Genomic DNA, 15,381 nt, shown 5'->3' with positions numbered 1-15,381 from the left:
ATTAATTAACTCCACAAGCAAAATGCAAAATTGATGTGCAAATGCTTAGCCATGTTGCGCTCTACTAAAGGCATGCGGGTTTGCAATAAAGCTTGCCGCACACAGGGGAACCGCCAGTGCCCAATAACAATAATATCTATCCCACCAACATCCGTGCCTGGGGTACTGTCGCTGTATTGATGGCGGCCTACGTGTTGTCCTTCATTGATCGGCAAATCCTCAATCTCCTTGTCGGTCCGATTCGCCGCGATCTGATGATTAGCGACACCCAAATGAGCCTGCTGATGGGGTTGTCTTTTGCCTTGTTCTACACCGTATGCGGCATTCCCCTCGGGCGCTTGGCCGATACCAGAAGCCGACGCGGGTTGATCGCTTTCGGGATATTGTTCTGGAGTGCGGCCACGGCAGCCTGCGGCTTGGCAAGGCTTTATTGGCACTTCTTGATCTGCCGCATCGGTGTCGGTGTGGGAGAGGCAGCCTTGTCACCCGCTGCCTATTCACTCATTGCTGACAGCTTTCCTACCGAGCGCCGCGCCACGGCCATTAGTTTATATTCGATGGGGGTGTATCTAGGCTCGGGTTTTGCGTTTCTGTTTGGCGGACTGGTTATCAAGCTGGCGTCTGCCCAGGGCGACATATTACTGCCGCTGCTCGGAGAAGTCCGTCCCTGGCAGTTGATCTTTCTCGCACTTGGCGCCGCAGGGTTACTTTTCAGCCTGCTCCTGTTAGCGATTAAGGAGCCTGCCAGACAGGGCGTCGGAGCCGGGATTACAGTACCGTTGTCTGAGGTTGGTCGATACATCCGTGCTAACAAACGCACAGTACTCTGCCATAACTTCGGCTTTGCTGGCCTGGCTTTTGCCAGCTACGGCAGCGCAGCCTGGATTCCGACATTCTTTATCCGCACGTATGGTTGGGACGCGGGGCAGGTCGGCGTCGTCTACGGCGGCATAGTGGCGACATTTGGTTGCCTGGGCATCGTCTTTGGCGGGAAGTTGGCTGACTGGATGTTGAGAAGGGGCAGAAGCGACGCCCACATGCGTGTCGGTCTATATGCAGCAATTGGCGCAGTACTTTTCGTGCTGGCCTTTCCTCTGATGGAGAGCGCGCATTGGGCAGCAATTCTGCTGACGCCAGCAGTGTTCTTCCTGAGTATGCCATTTGGTGTCGCACCTGCGGCGATTCAGGAAATCATGCCCAACTCGATGCGTGGTCAGGCCTCAGCTGTTTACCTCTTTGTCATCACGCTGATTGGCCTGGGAATTGGGCCAACGGCGGTAGCTATAATTACCGACTATGTCTTTGGCGATGATATGTCACTTCGCTACTCACTCATGATTGTTACCAGCATTGCGGTGATGAGCTCAGTTGTGCTGTTGAGCATGGGCTTGAAACCATATCGTGAGAGTGTGGCGCGTCTTGAGTTGTGGGCGATTAGAGCGACCTGATCATTCGTGTGTGTTGGGATCAAGACGAATCTCGCGTGCTTTGGTCCATGAGAGCTGATTGATTAGTGTTCTTTGTCATTTAACCCATCGAGAGGCAGCAGGCCGCAGTCAGCTTTGGATCTCCATAGTCCGGGTTGCCAGCCACCGCTAGCGTTCGGTCGTGTTGAACGATGGGTCAGTTAATCAGTTCGAGCTCGAACGGCTTCAGCGCAAATGCAGCTCATGTAGGTCCGCAGACAACAGATCGGCGAACTGCAGGGCCAGTTGCGTCGGCAACACCACACAAAGATCTGTTGATGACACAATGTGCACCGCTTGAGGAAGTTATCCAGATCTAGCCCGTTTAAGTCGTGGATGGCCTTGGCGACTCGCTACTTTAAGTTTGATTAGGGGGACGGCTGTTCATTTCACACCGCTATCAAAACCCAATACAACCTTGCTCGAATCTTTGAATGCAGGTCATATCAGTGTCCCAATCTTGTTGGGTTGTGGCCGACGCCAGGCAGAAGTTTTATAAGCCTGGCCACCGCACTGCCGGTGTTGTGCATGGGTTTACTTGCGCCACTGGCACCGCGTCTGGCGCTGCGCTGGGGGTTGGAGCGCGCCATAGCTCTATGTTACCGCTTTATGTCCTGCAACGAGCCACCGTAGCCTATTCGAGCGTAGATGGCCTTGAACAAATCGACCGGCTGATTGCGCAATTGAATGCCGTGCTGAGCTACAGATCGCATTTGGCTTTAACTTAACCCCTTATTTGTGCAGTCCTTGTATGGATTGGTAGATGGTCTTTGGCATTGCTTCACCGAGGGCCACGGACAATGCCAGAGTTGCCGGGCGACTCCTGAAGTCGAAAATGACAATGATCAGCTTTTAATCTCCATAATCCGGGTTACAAGCCACGCCAGCGCTGGGTCGTGCTGGCGGTGGGTCAGGTGAACAAGTTCGAGCTCGAACGGCCTTAGCGCAAATGGCAGCTCATGTAGGTCCAGAGGCAACAGATCGGCGAACTGCAGGGCCAGTTGCGTCGGCAACACCACACAAAGATCAGTGGATGACACAAGGTGCGCTGCTTGCAGGTAGTTCGGGGTGGTGTAAACGATTCGCCGCGACAGGTTTTGCTCGGCCAGCCACTGGTCGACCATACCGCGAGTCTGACCGCCATGTACCCAAAGGTGACGCAGTTTCAGGAAGGTATTCAGATCCAGCCCGTTATTGAGTTGCGGATGGCCTTGGCGAGTCGCTACTCGCAATGTTTCGCTACGCCAGGGGAGGCGGGTGAAGCGTGCCGGCAAGTCGTCGAAGCGGCCCAACACCAAGTCCAGCTGGCTACGATCGAGTGCGTCAACCGGCAGGTTCGGTGTCAAGTGTTCGACATCGATACGCAGGTTTGGCGCCTGCGTCTGGAGACATGCCAATAATCGTGGCATGCACAGTTGTTCCAGGTAATCGGTAAGAGCTAAACGCAATTGGCGTTGACTCCGGAATGGATCGAAAGGATCACTCGTGTCCATGGCCTGCGCGATTTGTTGTAACGCCGCCCGGATCGGTCCTTCAAGTGCTAGCGCTCGTGGTGTCGGACACATGCGTCGTCCGACACGCACAAGAAGAGGGTCGTCAAACTGATCGCGCAAGCGCGCCAAGGCGTTGCTGACTGTGGGCTGGGTCACCGCCAGCCGCTCGGCTGCGCGCGAGACATTCTGCTCGCGTAGGAGCATGTCGAAGACCCGGAGCAGATTGAGATCAAAGTTCAGTGTATTCATGCGGAGAATATATAGCATGGAAAACAATGATTTTTAAAATATATTGGGCCTCGTTAGGGTGTCGGCTGTTCATCTCACACAGCTACAGGAGCGCTGCACGTGAATTCACCCTTCGATATCCAGCAAATTGCCGTAATCGGCGCAGGCACCATGGGCCGCGGTATTGTCATAAGCCTAGCCAGTGCCGGATTGCCGGTGTTATGGCTGGATAGCAATACTGCGACGCTCGACGCAGGACTGACGATGATCGAGCAAACGTGGTCGCAGCTTGTCGGCAAAGGGCGCATCACTCAGTTCGAGGCAGACGCCAACCTGCAACGGGTGCGGGCAGCGAAAGATTACGCAGCGCTAGCTGAGGTCGACCTGGTGATCGAAGCTGTGTACGAAAGTCTGGAGTTAAAACAGCAGATCTTTCGCGCGCTCGATGTGCATTTAAAGTCTCGAGCTATCTTGGCCAGCAACACTTCGGCCTTGAATATCGACTCTATCGCCGCTGTCACAAACCGTCCACAGCAGGTGCTGGGACTGCATTTCTTCAGTCCCGCGAACATTATGAAACTGTTGGAAATCGTTCGTGGCGAGCACACGCATAACACGGTGCTGCAAGCGGCACTTGAACTGGGTCAGCGTATAGGCAAGGTGGCGGTGGTGTCGGGTAACTGCCCTGGCTTTATTGGTAACCGCATGCTGCGCACCTACATTGCCGAAGCGCGCAAATTACTGCTCGAAGGTGCGTTGCCGCAGCAAGTGGACGAGGTGTTGCAACAATTTGGTTTTGCCATGGGCCCGTTCCGCATGTTTGACGTGGTCGGCATCGATCTGGAGTGGCGCGCTCGCCAACTGGCTGGGTTGAGCATGGAAGAACCACTGATGCAGGTCGACAATGCCTTGTGTGAACTCGGTCGCTTCGGTCAGAAGACCGGGCAGGGTTACTACAGTTATGCCCCTGGTAGCCGCCGGGCCGAGCACGATCCTCTGGTCGATGCGCTTGTGCACAGAATTTCCATGGGGTTGGGCTATCGCCGCCGTGATATTACCGCCGAGGAAATACTTGATCGTTGTCTTTTGGCGCTGGTCAACGAAGGGGCGAAGATCCTCGAAGAAGGTATTGCTGCCAACAGCCATGATGTGGATCAGGTCTGGCTGAACGGATATGGTTTTCCGGCAGCAACCGGTGGACCGATGAGTTGGGCGGATGAGCAGGGTTTACCAAAGATTCTTGCTGGGCTAAAGCGCTTGCACGAATTGTTCGGCGAGCACTGGCACCCAGCTGGCCTCATCCACCCATTGATAGCTAGTAAAAAGCGCTTTGCCGATGTACAGGAGGGCGGCGATGACCTATCAGGCTTCCCTGCGCGACATGCGAGTTGTATTGCGTGAACGATTTGATGTCTCTGGCGCTGTAAAGAATTTCTCAAGCAAGCCAGGGATTTACTATGCAATTGCTTCTGTTCGAACAAGGGATTTCAAGCATGAAAGACGCCATCATTGTATCCACAGCTCGCACGCCCGTCGCCAAGGCGATGCGTGGCGCATTTAACGATTTCAAGACGCCGAGCATGACTGCCGTCGCTATCCGCGCTGCTGTCGAGCGTGCAGGCATCGACCCTGCTCAAATTGATGATTTGGTGTTGGGTACGGCGATGCCAGGAGGCACCGCGGCCAACAATCCATCGCGTCTTGCAGCCTTGGCTGCCGGACTGCCGTTATCGGTGAGCGGGCAGACCGTCGATCGTCAGTGCGCATCGGGATTAATGGCCATCGCCATCGCTGCCAAGCAGATTATGGTCGACGGAATGATGGTCACTATCGGTGCTGGGCAGGAGCAAATCAGCCTGGTGCAAGCTACACACAACCAATGGGCAATCGAGTCGTACGATCCTGAAGTAGTGCGCCTTTGCGAGCATGCCTACATGCCAATGCTGCAGACTGCCGAGCTGGTGGCGCGCCGCTATGGCATTAGCCGGGAAGCGCAGGACGCGTACGCTTTGGAGTCACAAAAGAGGACAGCTGCTGCTCAGGATGCCGGGTTGTTTGCTGACGAGATCGTTCCAGTCTCGGTGCGCAAACGCGTCGTCGACAAGGCAAGTGGTGCGGTCAGCGTTCAAGATGTCAGGCTCACTGAGGATGAAGGCAACCGGCCTGGTACTGTGCTCGCCGACTTGCAAGGACTTAAACCCGTGATGGAGGGTGGCTGTATTACCGCCGGTAACGCCAGTCAGTTGTCCGACGGTGCCAGCGCTTGTGTATTGATGGAGGGCAAGCTGGCCGCGCGATCAGGCAGTACTCCGTTGGGGCTTTATCGTGGGATTGCCGTTGCAGGTCTGGCGCCGGAGGAGATGGGAATCGGGCCAGTGTTGGCGGTGCCCAAACTGCTGCGTGCGCACGGCTTGAGCGTGGACGACATCGGTTTGTGGGAACTCAACGAAGCATTCGCATGCCAAGTGCTTTACTGCACTGAGCGATTGGGAATAGACCCGATGAAGTTGAATGTGAATGGCGGCGCCATTTCGATAGGGCATCCCTACGGTATGAGCGGCGCGCGCATGGTTGGGCATGCATTATTGGAGGGAAAGCGGCGCGGGGTGAAATTTGTGGTGGTGACGATGTGCGTCGGCGGCGGGATGGGGGCGGCGGGACTATTCGAGGTCCTGTAACAACGCGGCAGTCTTATCTGGCCGCATGCATGCCGTTGCTCAGAAAATTTTCCCTAGGTCCAAATATTCGCCAGTTGCCGAAACTGAAAGTCTGGCCTCTTGCAGGCCGTACTTGTGGGTCGTGCAAGGTGTAGCTCGAGGAGAGCAATGAATAAAATGAATAATAAGACAGCTCAGGTGGTGGTCGGGTCCTTCGAACTCGATCAGCATCACCTCAGTCGCTACGGTGTGAAGGGTGCCTGGCGATCTGCTATCCAGCGCGACTGTGACTGGCGTTGCATTGACGCCTATGGCCATGTAAACAATGTTATCTACCTAGATTGGTGTCAAGAAGCTCGTAGTCGTCATTTCGCACAGGTGGCCGGCCATTTTCCTGGGCAGGGCGGGATTGGAATGGTGGTGCGCTCGGTTCAGTTCACCTATCACAAATCAATGTTATTGGGGGAGCAGGCGCTGATAACCACTCGTCTCATGCGAATGGGAAACACCAGCTTCGAGCAAGAGTACGCCATTTGGAATGGCGAGCTGTGTGGCGAAGGGGCTGCAATTTGTGTGTTTTACGATGTTCAGGCTGGCACCAAGGCGGTCCCAAGTCAGGCATTACGGGATGCAATGTTAGCGAGTGAGCCGCTGTTCGGATGACTAGTCAGTCTTTAAGTGGGAGTCAATGACCAATGCCCAGCAAGTTGCATTGATAAAAATGGCGAGCAGTTAAGCTGCTTTGTACTCGTTTAGGATGTTCTATCATTGACGAAAAATGTTAAGTCAACTCTTTAGTATCTACTTATAGCTAAAATTTCCACGCCACTCGGATCCAATAAGAAATGCCGAAGTCCTCGGAGTCTCGGAATTATACCGGGAAAAATTTGAGCCCAATGTCTTGGAAACTCAACAAGTAGAAACGGTTGCCGAAGATTGGAGCTGGCAGCGACGTCGATTCTATACACCTCGTTTAGCGGAGAGTCAGCAGAGCCAGGCCTTGGTCGGCAGCAACCCAGGCCGTGTCAACTCAACGTTTAAGCAGATTATCGCAATATCTTAAAGTGTGTGGCGTTGAGCTTCACAAACTATGCCCTTATTGGGCTAAACATGAATTTGACTCGCTGCTCTTGCTGAAATTTGATTAAGCTTCTTCTTCTCGCAGTTAACTTATGTGTCATGCAAAGGGGGGAGGTGGGCTCAAATAATTTTACGATAGTGTAAGTGCTTGTAGTTTAGTTTTGGTCAGTTTTAAGCTGGGTCGCGAAATAAATACTCCTAAGTGAGGGTGCTAGTAAAATAAGTCTTCAGAGTTCCTACAAAGAACGCGTGGAGGTAGTTCATATACTACTTCTCGATCGCGGCTATCTGAGTGGAATCGCTTATTTTGAATGTAGTTGATTTGCGCAATCGGTGTAGAATTTTCAGGTAAACTCAATGCCGGCATTCGTATGGTTAAGCTGCTTTGTATCTCGTCATTCAGGCGTTCGCATTTTTTCTTTAGTTCGCCTAGTTGCTGTGTGTTAGCTATTTGTAGGGATATAGCTGTTGCGTATAATTGGAATTCGGGCCAAAAATTATGAAAGTAATCAAAGTTTACTGTGATGGCCTCATTTTTTTCTGCATCCGATAGGAAGTTCCAAACCAAAGAAAACTGCTCGCTTTTGCTGCCAGATGCAATAAGTTTTCTCGCCAAATATTCAGGGATAACGGGAAATCGCATAAGGGCTTTAACTGACTCTTCGGGGTTTACCCAAGTGGCGCCGTTCTGAACCTCTACCTCGACCTGAGCCACTGCACTAAGGATCCAACCAATACATTGAAATCTGCAACATCTGACAATCCGAAATTCCTCGCTGATACGTTCGAAATTCAGAAAAACTGATGATGAATTTTCGTTAATACATACTTCGATAGAATATGTCATTTTGATACCGTTTATGTGGTTTGCCGTGCGATGTGCGTACTTTTCCAGATTGCTCAAGGCTGGTCAATACCGTTTTTTGTTGAATTTCTGTCAATTATTAGTTCTACATAATGCAGTTAGGTTTTTTGGCAGAAAATTCAACGGTTCTGAACGAAGTGAAATTCTCGATTTTTTTTGGAGTGACGGTATTTTTCTGTTGTGTGGGCATGTTAGTGGCATTTTGATAACCTGTTTAGCATCGCAAATTCACAGTTAAGTCTGAATTTTTGGTGGGATAGTCAGCTTATATAATTGCCGCCATTATAGTTGATGAAGTGTTCTCACCTTGACGAACCAGTTGCTGCCCTTCGACAACGTTTTGTGCGCTTATGAATCTCTTGGTGGAGGAAGGAGTGTGCTGAAGCGTTGGATGTAATCGGACAGCTAGGTCGCCTGGCATTGGCATTTGCCCGTGAAGCACCTTTGACAAATGATGCAATAGTGCGTGCCATTGAAAATATGCGCTGAGCCTAACGCGCGCTTGATTGAGGAAACGCTCACCGACCAACGATTGCAGGCGACCTCCACGCAATGAAGGCGAGCGTGCTTGCCAGGAGCTTAACCAAACCGTTCTCGCCTGTAGATTCTCAGTGGCATGTTTACATATTCGGATAATCATTAAGTTTAAGGCTAGGAGCGCCTCCGTCCTCCGGTTCGCGCTCAGGCGTATGTATCACTCCAGCTTCGGCGTCTGCACGCATCTGTTCGAGCTCTTTGTGAAATGCCTTGTCCTGAACCGTGGGTTCGCTGGTGTACGGTTTTCGGTCAGGTACATGCTGGGCTGCATAAGTCGTTACCGCGTCTGGATCGTGCTGCTGCTTTTCTTGAACTTGCGATTCCAGCATTGCACGGAGCGCGTCTTTGTCGGGACGGTTCAGCAATTTGTTACTCCTGTTCGAAAGCCAAGCGCTAGCTAATCGATTGGTAGATTGAGAGTTGGTGAAGGCAAGCTGTTTAAATTTGTGGTTGCATCGCATATTGTCAGTTAGCCGGATTGCAGGTTAAAAATCCTAGCAAGCCTACGCGGCAATCGTCTGTGATGAAAATGATGTCACAGCTACAATCTTGAATGCAGCTTTCGAGATGACTGAAGTGGAAAACCCTCACCTGCCGTTTTGCATGGAGGCTCAGAGGGCAGCGAGCAATCGTTCGAGCTGTTCTCGCTCCCAGGCGCTCAACAGTTCGACAGGGTCAACTCCATCGCGCTGCCAGCGTTCGAGTGCCCCGACTCTACCATCTGGCGACCTGCAGTACTCGCAGTAGTCCAGGGTGTCACAGTCATTGAAGAGGGTGAGCTGCCAGCCATCTATCTCCACGGGCATGAGGCCGTTATAAATCTCGCTCCAGGACTCCGTGGAGCTTCGCGTCATAATGCGTTGACCGAGTGCGACGTCCGTCAGCACCTGGCAGACCTCGCGGGCGGTGAGAGGGGAGGTTGTGTTCAAATCATTCTGAGCTTGAGTCATTGCTTGCTAACGCTAAGTTGCGGTGTGGAGTGGCGTCAATGAAGAGGTCGCTCCTTCGGGCCAAAAGAGGCCGGGCCTGGAAGATCGATCATTGCGGGCCGACAATCTGCTTTCTGTACTCGCCAAGGTTCGCCACCCAGTTACGCGAGATCATGTGAAGCTTATTGGCAAGGTCACGGCAGCACTCAGGTGTGAAGAATGGCGGCAAATCATCTTGCGCACGGACATACTCAAGAATGTTGCCGTGGCACAGGGTGTGCCGAACCCTGACGAGTTCAACATTCTGGCGGGTAGGCAGATTGGCTTCGAAATCTTGCTCACCTGGAAATGCTAAGGCGTCGATTGACATGCCGTTGGCCCTAGCTTGGCGCAGCAGTGAGTTACTGAGCAGCGAGATATCGTCAACGTTGTCGATTCGTGCAGGGATCTTCACTTGAGCCATCGTATTGCGAAGCGAGCCCTCGATTCCGGTGAGAAATCCAGTGCAAGCTGGCAGGTAGAGCTCATGCTTCAGCGCGTCATACGCTTGGATGAAAAGCCAATGACTTTCTGCGCCCAGCGAATGTTGAAGCCAATAGCTGCGCTCGTCGAAGTCCGCACGCTGTCTTCGCAGAAAGTCCTCAAGCTGATATTCGTCGCCAGACAGTTCATGGGGGGCAGTCACAATGGTTACCTCATTACAGCAGATTAGAAAGATGACGGGGCCTGAATCCCCGCAGCAGAGCTAGAAATCTACACCGGACGCTCGGGACAGGACGTCATAGTGTGTTTGCGTTGGAAATCCATTGCAGTACCTCATCGACACCTGCGCGATTAGCCTTCGCAAGCAGAGTCTTGCCAATCTTAAATGGCGCTTCTTCTCTACAGCGTTCTGCAAACCGGACGAAATTCTTATCCGCCGATATGATGACTTCCGCGTCAACCAAGTGCGTCGCCAGGCGAGAGTCGCCCGGCGTGCCGGTGGTGACCTTGTGCCATGCTTGAAGAAACTCGAACGACCCGCGTAGCCATTGCCGCGGAACCGCTGCGGGATCGAGTTCATGCAGCCATAGCCGATTCATCGACTCGGTTGATGAAAGCATGGCGGGCACGTCAATCTCGCTGTCGAGCCACTCTCTGATCGCACTCTCGTAAATCTGCAGTTCGGACTTGAACATATGCAGGCTGGGCACGCGCCAGTAGTGCACAGGCTTTCCCGTCCAGCCTGGCGTGCCGGTTTCTGGGATGAGTCCGACATGCTGTAGATGTGTCTCACTGCCAGGCCTGATTTTCTTTAGCCGTTCTCTGATGGCGAATGACTGCTCGACAGCCAGGTTCTCTTCTTGCTCCCGTCGAACGCTTTCATTCGTTGGAGGGGAATCAATCTCCCTGCGTGCACGATCCCAGAAGCCACCGGTACGCCTTACCCAGTCATATCTGACTCGGTTGAACTCCCTCATGTTCGGCTTGGCTATGACCCATTCCGGCCGCAGCCTGATTATCTCTGCTTTGACCTCAGCGCATTCGCTGAACACCTCCGGCATCAGGCGCTTCCAATCATTTTCTGTAAGAAGCCGGATTACCTTACGGCGGGCGTCCGGCACCGGCAGTTGCTGTACCTCATCCACCACGGCGGAAGAAACGACAATTTCAACTCCTGCTGCCCGGGCGCGCATGGCAAGTTCGCTGCCAGCATCCTCATTTGCGATGTAACTCCAGATGTTTGTATCCAAAAAAAATCGCATCAACGCTGTCTCAATCCTGAAAAGTAGTAAGCGTATTACGCTGTGAAGACCGTCAGATTTTGGATCAGCGCAGGTCAAACATCCATTGGAATGCTTCGACTGCGCCTAGCTTTCCGAAAGCAGGTTTGCGTCGCCTAATCACCTAGCTGAAGCCAGGCCCTGCGCCACTTGTCTCTTCAGTACATCCGTCAAACAATTCATGCCGTTGGTAGTGAGTTTCACAGAAGATCGACCTCGTCGGGCTTGAGCCATCCTGCCTCGATTACTCGCTGCTTAGCTATCCCAGGCTGAGCGGTGTAAACCACAATCGCGAGACTTTCTTCGGCCCGGCTGCACGTGACATACAGCAGGCGACGAGTGCGAGCCAAGGAATCATCTTTGCCCTCGTGTTGATTTTTTACGTCGCTGTCAGAAGCTGGTTTGACACCCAAGAGCTTGTCGTAACTGAAAAGGAAACCACCTGCCTCTTCGTCATTGAGGATGACCATGACTCTGGGGAAGCCGTTCCCGTCTTTAGATTCTCAGTGGCACGTTTACAGACCAGGATAATCATCAAGCTTAAGGCTAGGAGCGCCTCCATCCTCCGGCTCGCGCGTAGACGTATGTATCACTCCAGCCTCAGCGTCTGCACGCATCTGCTCGAGCTCTTTATGAAACGCCTTGTCCTGAACCGTGGGTTTGCTGGTGTACAGTTTTCGGTCAGGTACGGGCTGGGCTGCATAAGTCGTTACCGCATCTGGGTCGTGCTGTAGCTTTTCTTGAACTTGCGATTCCAGCATTGCACGGAGCGCGTTTTTGTCTGGACGATTCAGCATTTTATTATTCCTATTCGGAAGCCAGGCACTAGCCATTCGATTGGTACATTGAGCAGTTGGTGAGGGAAGGGCCGTTTATATTTGTGATGCATCGCAGATTGGCAGTTATCCGGATTGCAGGTTAAAAATCCAGTAAGCCTACCAAGGCTCGGCTGCAACCGCCTGTGAGGAAAATGATGCCATGGCTACAGTTTTGTAAGCAGCTTTAGAGATGACGATAATGGTCAGACCCCTGACTTGCCGTTTTGCATGGAGACTCAGAGGGTAGCGAGCAATCGTTCGAGTTGTTCACGCTCCCAGGCACTCAGTAGTTCGACAGGATCGGCTCCATCCCTCTGCCAGAGTTCGAGTGTCCCGACTCTACCATCAGGCGACCTGCAGTACTCGCAGTAGTCCAGGGTGTCACAGTCGTTGAAGAGTGTGAGCTGCCAGCCATCAATTTCCACGGGCATGAGGCCGTGATAGATCTCGACACAGGACTGTCCGGATCTTCGCATCATGATGCGTTCGCCAAGCGCGACGTCCATCAGCACCTGGCAGATCTCGCGGGCGGTGAGAGAGGTGGTTGTATTCAGATCATTTTGCTTTTGAGTCATCGCTTGCTCGTAGCGGCCTAGGTTCATGGCAACGCCCATGATCCGCATGTTGCTAGGGGCCAGAACTTGCCGCTCCGATGATGTACGCGGTAAAGACAATCAGAAGGTTGTGGGCATCGATCACCTTCATGTTCTCCCTTATGAATCTGCGCGAAGTCGCAAACGCCAGAAGCCATTCGATAGCGCAGGATGTGGGCCGGGGGGCTACTGTACCTCCAACAAACCACTGAGTTTTAGAGTTCCCGTATGGGACGGTGTAGCTCCGTTACCGACATTGTGAACACCAGTTTGGACTTCCCATTATTCGAATAGCTATGGGGTACATCTGTCTTGGCTACTGCTGCGCTGCCCTTAGTAATGATCAGTTCGGTTTCGCCCACATCAAGATGAAGAGTCCCTGACTCCACATGGAACAGCTCGGTGGTGCCTTGAGGGTGTCCAGGGGAAGCGAACTTTTCACCGGGGTACAGCTCCCATCGCCACAGCTCTAGCATATTTGGGCCGCTGGTTCCTGCGAGGAGGCGGGCGGATCCCCCGGATGGCCCTGTCCAGAGCGTAGGAATGTCGTGGCTCTTGATCAGGTGAGCCGATGGCATGTCGGCCACATTCACCACATCAGCAACTGATAACCCAAGCGCAGCCGCGATTTTGCACAATATAGCGATGCTCGGATTGGCGCTGCACTTCTCTATTTCAACCACCATCCCCTTGCTCACTCCGGAACGGCGAGATAACTCGTCCAAGGTGATCTTTTGCTTCTGCCGCTCTTGTTTGAGCCTGCGCGAAACCGCCTCACTGACCGTCTGGACGTCGGCACCTGGCTCGGTCGATATATTGACTTTATTGGTCATTGGTAGCTAGCATGATTTTCAATTTAAGGGTTTGAGGGATTCTCTGATGCTGTCTGTACTGCCGTCAATTAGCGAAGACGTAGCCAATCTAGCGCCCGGCTTCAGAGCATTGAGCATTGTGGTTGAAGCTGCTCCAATAACCAATCATGATGTCGCCTCAAAGGCGCTGGCTCAGGCATGTAAATCAGTTCAGTCGGGCGATGTGCGCTGGGCAGAAGCTCATCTCGCAGCTTGGGCAGACGTCTTCCGTAAATTCGGCGCAAAGCCGCAACGTACTCCATGCTCTGCCGAGGCCCTACGTAAGCGCGTATTGCGCGACGGCAGCTTAGCCAGCATTGATCCCGTGGTAGATCTCTACAACGCGATCAGTATCGAGTATGCAATCCCCGTTGGAGGGGAGAATGCAGAGGCCTATGTGGGCTCCCCACGTCTTGTAGCTGCTGTCGGAACTGAAGTGTTCGACACCATGAAAGAAGGCGTGCCGGCACAAGAGCTTGCCGACCCTGGCGAAGTCGTATGGCGGGATGATCAGGGTATCACTTGCCGTCGGTGGAATTGGCGTCAGGGTGTCCGAACCAGGCTCAATGCTGATGCAAAGCACATGTGGTTCATCCTAGAAAGCCTGCCAGCGATGCCAATAGAGGCCCTAACCGAAGCTGGAGATAAATTGATAGAGGGGCTGGAGCTGATGATGCCCGGCGTTCGTATTGAGAGCATTCTGATCGAGGCTACGGCCTCTTAAATCCGGACGAAGAGATAAATAATGTTCAGTGGACTTAGCGCATTCCCTTTAACCTCGATGAATGAATCAAGGGTACGCTCACATCGAGACGGCAAAGATGTGGGGGGAGATGTGACGGAGACGAAGTTACGATAGAGCTCAGTTACCAATCTGGCGTTAAGTTGATCCCAGAGGAAGCGGCTGTGCTGGGAGGAGAAAGTACTTCATTCAGGTGACGTCAATGGATTTCTGCTTGTACAGCCTGCGAGAAATTTCGATTTACTGCCTCCCCAGTACGGGTCGACGATTCGATAGTAAAAACCGTTCAAAACGCCGTGGACGGGTCGTTTTTGCACGATGAAAATTTCTCCCATGATCTGACCCCCTGTTGATCAATCCATACACCTAAATCTCAGATGGGTTTTTATCAAGGAAGGTGGATGAATGGGAGCTTCGTGAACAGGGAGAGGACGTCCCGGGAGCCCGGCGGTGGCCTGCCAGGTTCGAACGCCAATTATGCCCTGTCATTTACTAGAAATGCAGTGATCGCATCCGAACCTAAGTGAACGGTCGCTTGGGCTGATCAGATTGAACGAACGGGCCGTTCACCCAAGCTGCTGATAAAGGTTTCCCGTATTGTTTTACCTGCTCACCCGATGCAAATATGCCGCTTTGTAAACGAAGGCAACATGGAGGCTTCGCACATGAGCGCTACTTCTTCAATCTGGTTTTTTGTCGTGCCCTTCGCGATTGCAGCAGCAATCCCCGGCCCCGCTCAGGGAGTCCTTCTAGGTCAAGTGGTGTCGCGAGGCGCGAGGTCTACGGTACCTTTCATCGGCGGCATGGTGCTGGGAAATGCTGTCTGGCTGGTGGTCGCTACCCTCGGTCTGGCGGCGCTGGCACTGCAGTTCGAGCCCGTGTTCATCGCGGTGAAATGGCTCGGTGTCGCTTTTATACTGTTCATCGCATGGAACTTATGGTCGAAGAACACCGAACAACATCAAGAACCTGCGAAGCGCTCAGTTGGTCGAGGTCTTCTTGCAGGCGCTGTGCTGACCCTAAGTAATCCAAAGGCCGTTGTATTTTTCGGCGCGGTGCTGCCTCATGCATTTGATCTGACGGCGCTGTCCTGGTCAGAAGTCATCTTTATTACCGCGCTCGGCATCGGGATCGATCTCACTATCCAACTGGCTTACCTCGTTACCGCATCGCGAATCAAGCGCACCATCCAGTCACCGAAGGCAATGAAGCTTATGAACAGAACGTCAGCCGGCGTAATGACCGGTTGTGCGGGCTGGATGGCTGTTTCGCGCTGATCTTCTCTTCAGTAAGGCTTTGCAAGGCTGCAAAGCCTTCTCTCTTGCAGCCGACTAGGTCACCCTATCTGCTTTCATTGAC

The 15,381-nt window shown here is 52.9% G+C and carries 16 protein-coding genes and 1 pseudogene; 7 read left to right on the top strand and 10 right to left on the bottom strand.

Translation table 11 applies throughout. The features are described from left to right. Positions 1 to 116 precede the first annotated feature (116 nt). Both AB4O41_RS06575 and AB4O41_RS06570 read left to right on the top strand, forming a co-directional pair. The gene (locus AB4O41_RS06575; protein ID WP_460146755.1) at positions 117 to 1,448 is read left to right on the top strand and encodes a spinster family MFS transporter; all 1,332 of its coding nucleotides are present in this window, start codon (positions 117 to 119) and stop codon (positions 1,446 to 1,448) included. Positions 1,449 to 1,952: 504 nt separating this feature from the next. Next, positions 1,953 to 2,066: pseudogene (locus AB4O41_RS06570) on the top strand (MFS transporter); the annotation flags it as partial. A gap of 245 nt (positions 2,067 to 2,311) precedes the next feature. On the opposite strand, the gene AB4O41_RS06565 reads toward AB4O41_RS06570, so the two are convergent. Continuing rightward, positions 2,312 to 3,226, bottom strand: a complete 915-nt coding sequence (locus tag AB4O41_RS06565; protein ID WP_460148307.1) for a LysR family transcriptional regulator — start codon at positions 3,224 to 3,226, stop codon at positions 2,312 to 2,314. 81 nt (positions 3,227 to 3,307) lie between these two features. Here AB4O41_RS06565 and AB4O41_RS06560 point away from each other — a divergent pair, with 81 nt between their 5' ends. The 3 genes from AB4O41_RS06560 to AB4O41_RS06550 all read left to right on the top strand — a co-directional run bounded on the left by AB4O41_RS06560 (position 3,308) and on the right by AB4O41_RS06550 (position 6,507). Next, positions 3,308 to 4,588 carry a 3-hydroxyacyl-CoA dehydrogenase gene (locus tag AB4O41_RS06560; RefSeq protein WP_460146754.1) on the top strand — a complete coding sequence of 427 codons (1,281 nt, stop codon included), beginning with the start codon at positions 3,308 to 3,310 and terminating at the stop codon, positions 4,586 to 4,588. Between the two features lie 92 nt (positions 4,589 to 4,680). Next, the gene (locus AB4O41_RS06555; protein ID WP_460148305.1) at positions 4,681 to 5,865 is read left to right on the top strand and encodes an acetyl-CoA C-acyltransferase; all 1,185 of its coding nucleotides are present in this window, start codon (positions 4,681 to 4,683) and stop codon (positions 5,863 to 5,865) included. A gap of 147 nt (positions 5,866 to 6,012) precedes the next feature. Further along, on the top strand, positions 6,013 to 6,507 hold the full coding sequence (locus AB4O41_RS06550) for an acyl-CoA thioesterase (protein ID WP_460146753.1): 495 nt from the start codon (positions 6,013 to 6,015) through the stop codon (positions 6,505 to 6,507). A 628-nt stretch (positions 6,508 to 7,135) separates the two neighbouring features. Here AB4O41_RS06550 and AB4O41_RS06545 read toward each other — a convergent pair. The 9 genes from AB4O41_RS06545 to AB4O41_RS06505 all read right to left on the bottom strand — a co-directional run bounded on the left by AB4O41_RS06545 (position 7,136) and on the right by AB4O41_RS06505 (position 13,262). Beyond that, positions 7,136 to 7,828, bottom strand: a complete 693-nt coding sequence (locus AB4O41_RS06545; RefSeq protein ID WP_460146752.1) for a hypothetical protein — start codon at positions 7,826 to 7,828, stop codon at positions 7,136 to 7,138. Between the two features lie 581 nt (positions 7,829 to 8,409). Next, positions 8,410 to 8,691 (bottom strand): hypothetical protein, encoded by a 282-nt coding sequence (locus AB4O41_RS06540; protein WP_460146751.1) that lies wholly within the window; start codon positions 8,689 to 8,691, stop codon positions 8,410 to 8,412. Between the two features lie 246 nt (positions 8,692 to 8,937). Beyond that, complete coding sequence (locus AB4O41_RS06535) at positions 8,938 to 9,180, bottom strand: DUF7693 family protein (protein ID WP_460148303.1); 243 nt, start codon at positions 9,178 to 9,180, stop codon at positions 8,938 to 8,940. A gap of 184 nt (positions 9,181 to 9,364) precedes the next feature. Beyond that, complete coding sequence (locus AB4O41_RS06530; protein ID WP_169916592.1) at positions 9,365 to 9,940, bottom strand: hypothetical protein; 576 nt, start codon at positions 9,938 to 9,940, stop codon at positions 9,365 to 9,367. A 94-nt stretch (positions 9,941 to 10,034) separates the two neighbouring features. After that, positions 10,035 to 11,000 (bottom strand): hypothetical protein, encoded by a 966-nt coding sequence (locus AB4O41_RS06525; RefSeq protein ID WP_460146750.1) that lies wholly within the window; start codon positions 10,998 to 11,000, stop codon positions 10,035 to 10,037. Between the two features lie 218 nt (positions 11,001 to 11,218). Further along, positions 11,219 to 11,488 carry a hypothetical protein gene (locus tag AB4O41_RS06520; RefSeq protein ID WP_460146749.1) on the bottom strand — a complete coding sequence of 90 codons (270 nt, stop codon included), beginning with the start codon at positions 11,486 to 11,488 and terminating at the stop codon, positions 11,219 to 11,221. A 45-nt stretch (positions 11,489 to 11,533) separates the two neighbouring features. After that, the gene (locus AB4O41_RS06515; RefSeq protein ID WP_460146748.1) at positions 11,534 to 11,815 is read right to left on the bottom strand and encodes a hypothetical protein; all 282 of its coding nucleotides are present in this window, start codon (positions 11,813 to 11,815) and stop codon (positions 11,534 to 11,536) included. Between the two features lie 257 nt (positions 11,816 to 12,072). Next, positions 12,073 to 12,390: a DUF7693 family protein gene (locus AB4O41_RS06510; RefSeq protein WP_460148302.1), complete on the bottom strand. Its 318-nt coding sequence runs from the start codon at positions 12,388 to 12,390 to the stop codon at positions 12,073 to 12,075. A 254-nt stretch (positions 12,391 to 12,644) separates the two neighbouring features. After that, positions 12,645 to 13,262, bottom strand: coding sequence for a helix-turn-helix domain-containing protein (locus tag AB4O41_RS06505; RefSeq protein ID WP_460146747.1), 618 nt, complete (start codon positions 13,260 to 13,262; stop codon positions 12,645 to 12,647). 46 nt (positions 13,263 to 13,308) lie between these two features. Here AB4O41_RS06505 and AB4O41_RS06500 point away from each other — a divergent pair, with 46 nt between their 5' ends. Both AB4O41_RS06500 and AB4O41_RS06495 read left to right on the top strand, forming a co-directional pair. Then, positions 13,309 to 14,004: a B3/B4 domain-containing protein gene (locus tag AB4O41_RS06500; RefSeq protein ID WP_460146746.1), complete on the top strand. Its 696-nt coding sequence runs from the start codon at positions 13,309 to 13,311 to the stop codon at positions 14,002 to 14,004. Positions 14,005 to 14,687: 683 nt separating this feature from the next. After that, on the top strand, positions 14,688 to 15,299 hold the full coding sequence (locus AB4O41_RS06495) for a LysE family translocator (RefSeq protein ID WP_460146745.1): 612 nt from the start codon (positions 14,688 to 14,690) through the stop codon (positions 15,297 to 15,299). Positions 15,300 to 15,381 lie beyond the last annotated feature (82 nt).

This window comes from Pseudomonas sp. S2_A02 (genome assembly GCF_054668495.1).
The sequence above is the reverse complement of the archived record's forward strand: the minus strand, read 5'-3'. Positions and strand labels throughout refer to the sequence as shown.

Bases quoted from the DNA above. Each gene is read 5' to 3' on its own strand.
- AB4O41_RS06565 (WP_460148307.1), bottom strand. From the start codon at position 3,226: ATGCTATATATTCTCCGCATGAATACACTGAACTTTGATCTCAATCTG.
- AB4O41_RS06555 (WP_460148305.1), top strand. From the start codon at position 4,681: ATGAAAGACGCCATCATTGTATCCACAGCTCGCACGCCCGTCGCCAAG.
- AB4O41_RS06550 (WP_460146753.1), top strand. From the start codon at position 6,013: ATGAATAAAATGAATAATAAGACAGCTCAGGTGGTGGTCGGGTCCTTC.
- AB4O41_RS06535 (WP_460148303.1), bottom strand. From the start codon at position 9,180: ATGACGCGAAGCTCCACGGAGTCCTGGAGCGAGATTTATAACGGCCTC.
- AB4O41_RS06525 (WP_460146750.1), bottom strand. From the start codon at position 11,000: ATGCGATTTTTTTTGGATACAAACATCTGGAGTTACATCGCAAATGAG.
- AB4O41_RS06520 (WP_460146749.1), bottom strand. From the start codon at position 11,488: ATGGTCATCCTCAATGACGAAGAGGCAGGTGGTTTCCTTTTCAGTTAC.
- AB4O41_RS06515 (WP_460146748.1), bottom strand. From the start codon at position 11,815: ATGCTGAATCGTCCAGACAAAAACGCGCTCCGTGCAATGCTGGAATCG.
- AB4O41_RS06505 (WP_460146747.1), bottom strand. From the start codon at position 13,262: ATGACCAATAAAGTCAATATATCGACCGAGCCAGGTGCCGACGTCCAG.
- AB4O41_RS06500 (WP_460146746.1), top strand. From the start codon at position 13,309: ATGCTGTCTGTACTGCCGTCAATTAGCGAAGACGTAGCCAATCTAGCG.
- AB4O41_RS06495 (WP_460146745.1), top strand. From the start codon at position 14,688: ATGAGCGCTACTTCTTCAATCTGGTTTTTTGTCGTGCCCTTCGCGATT.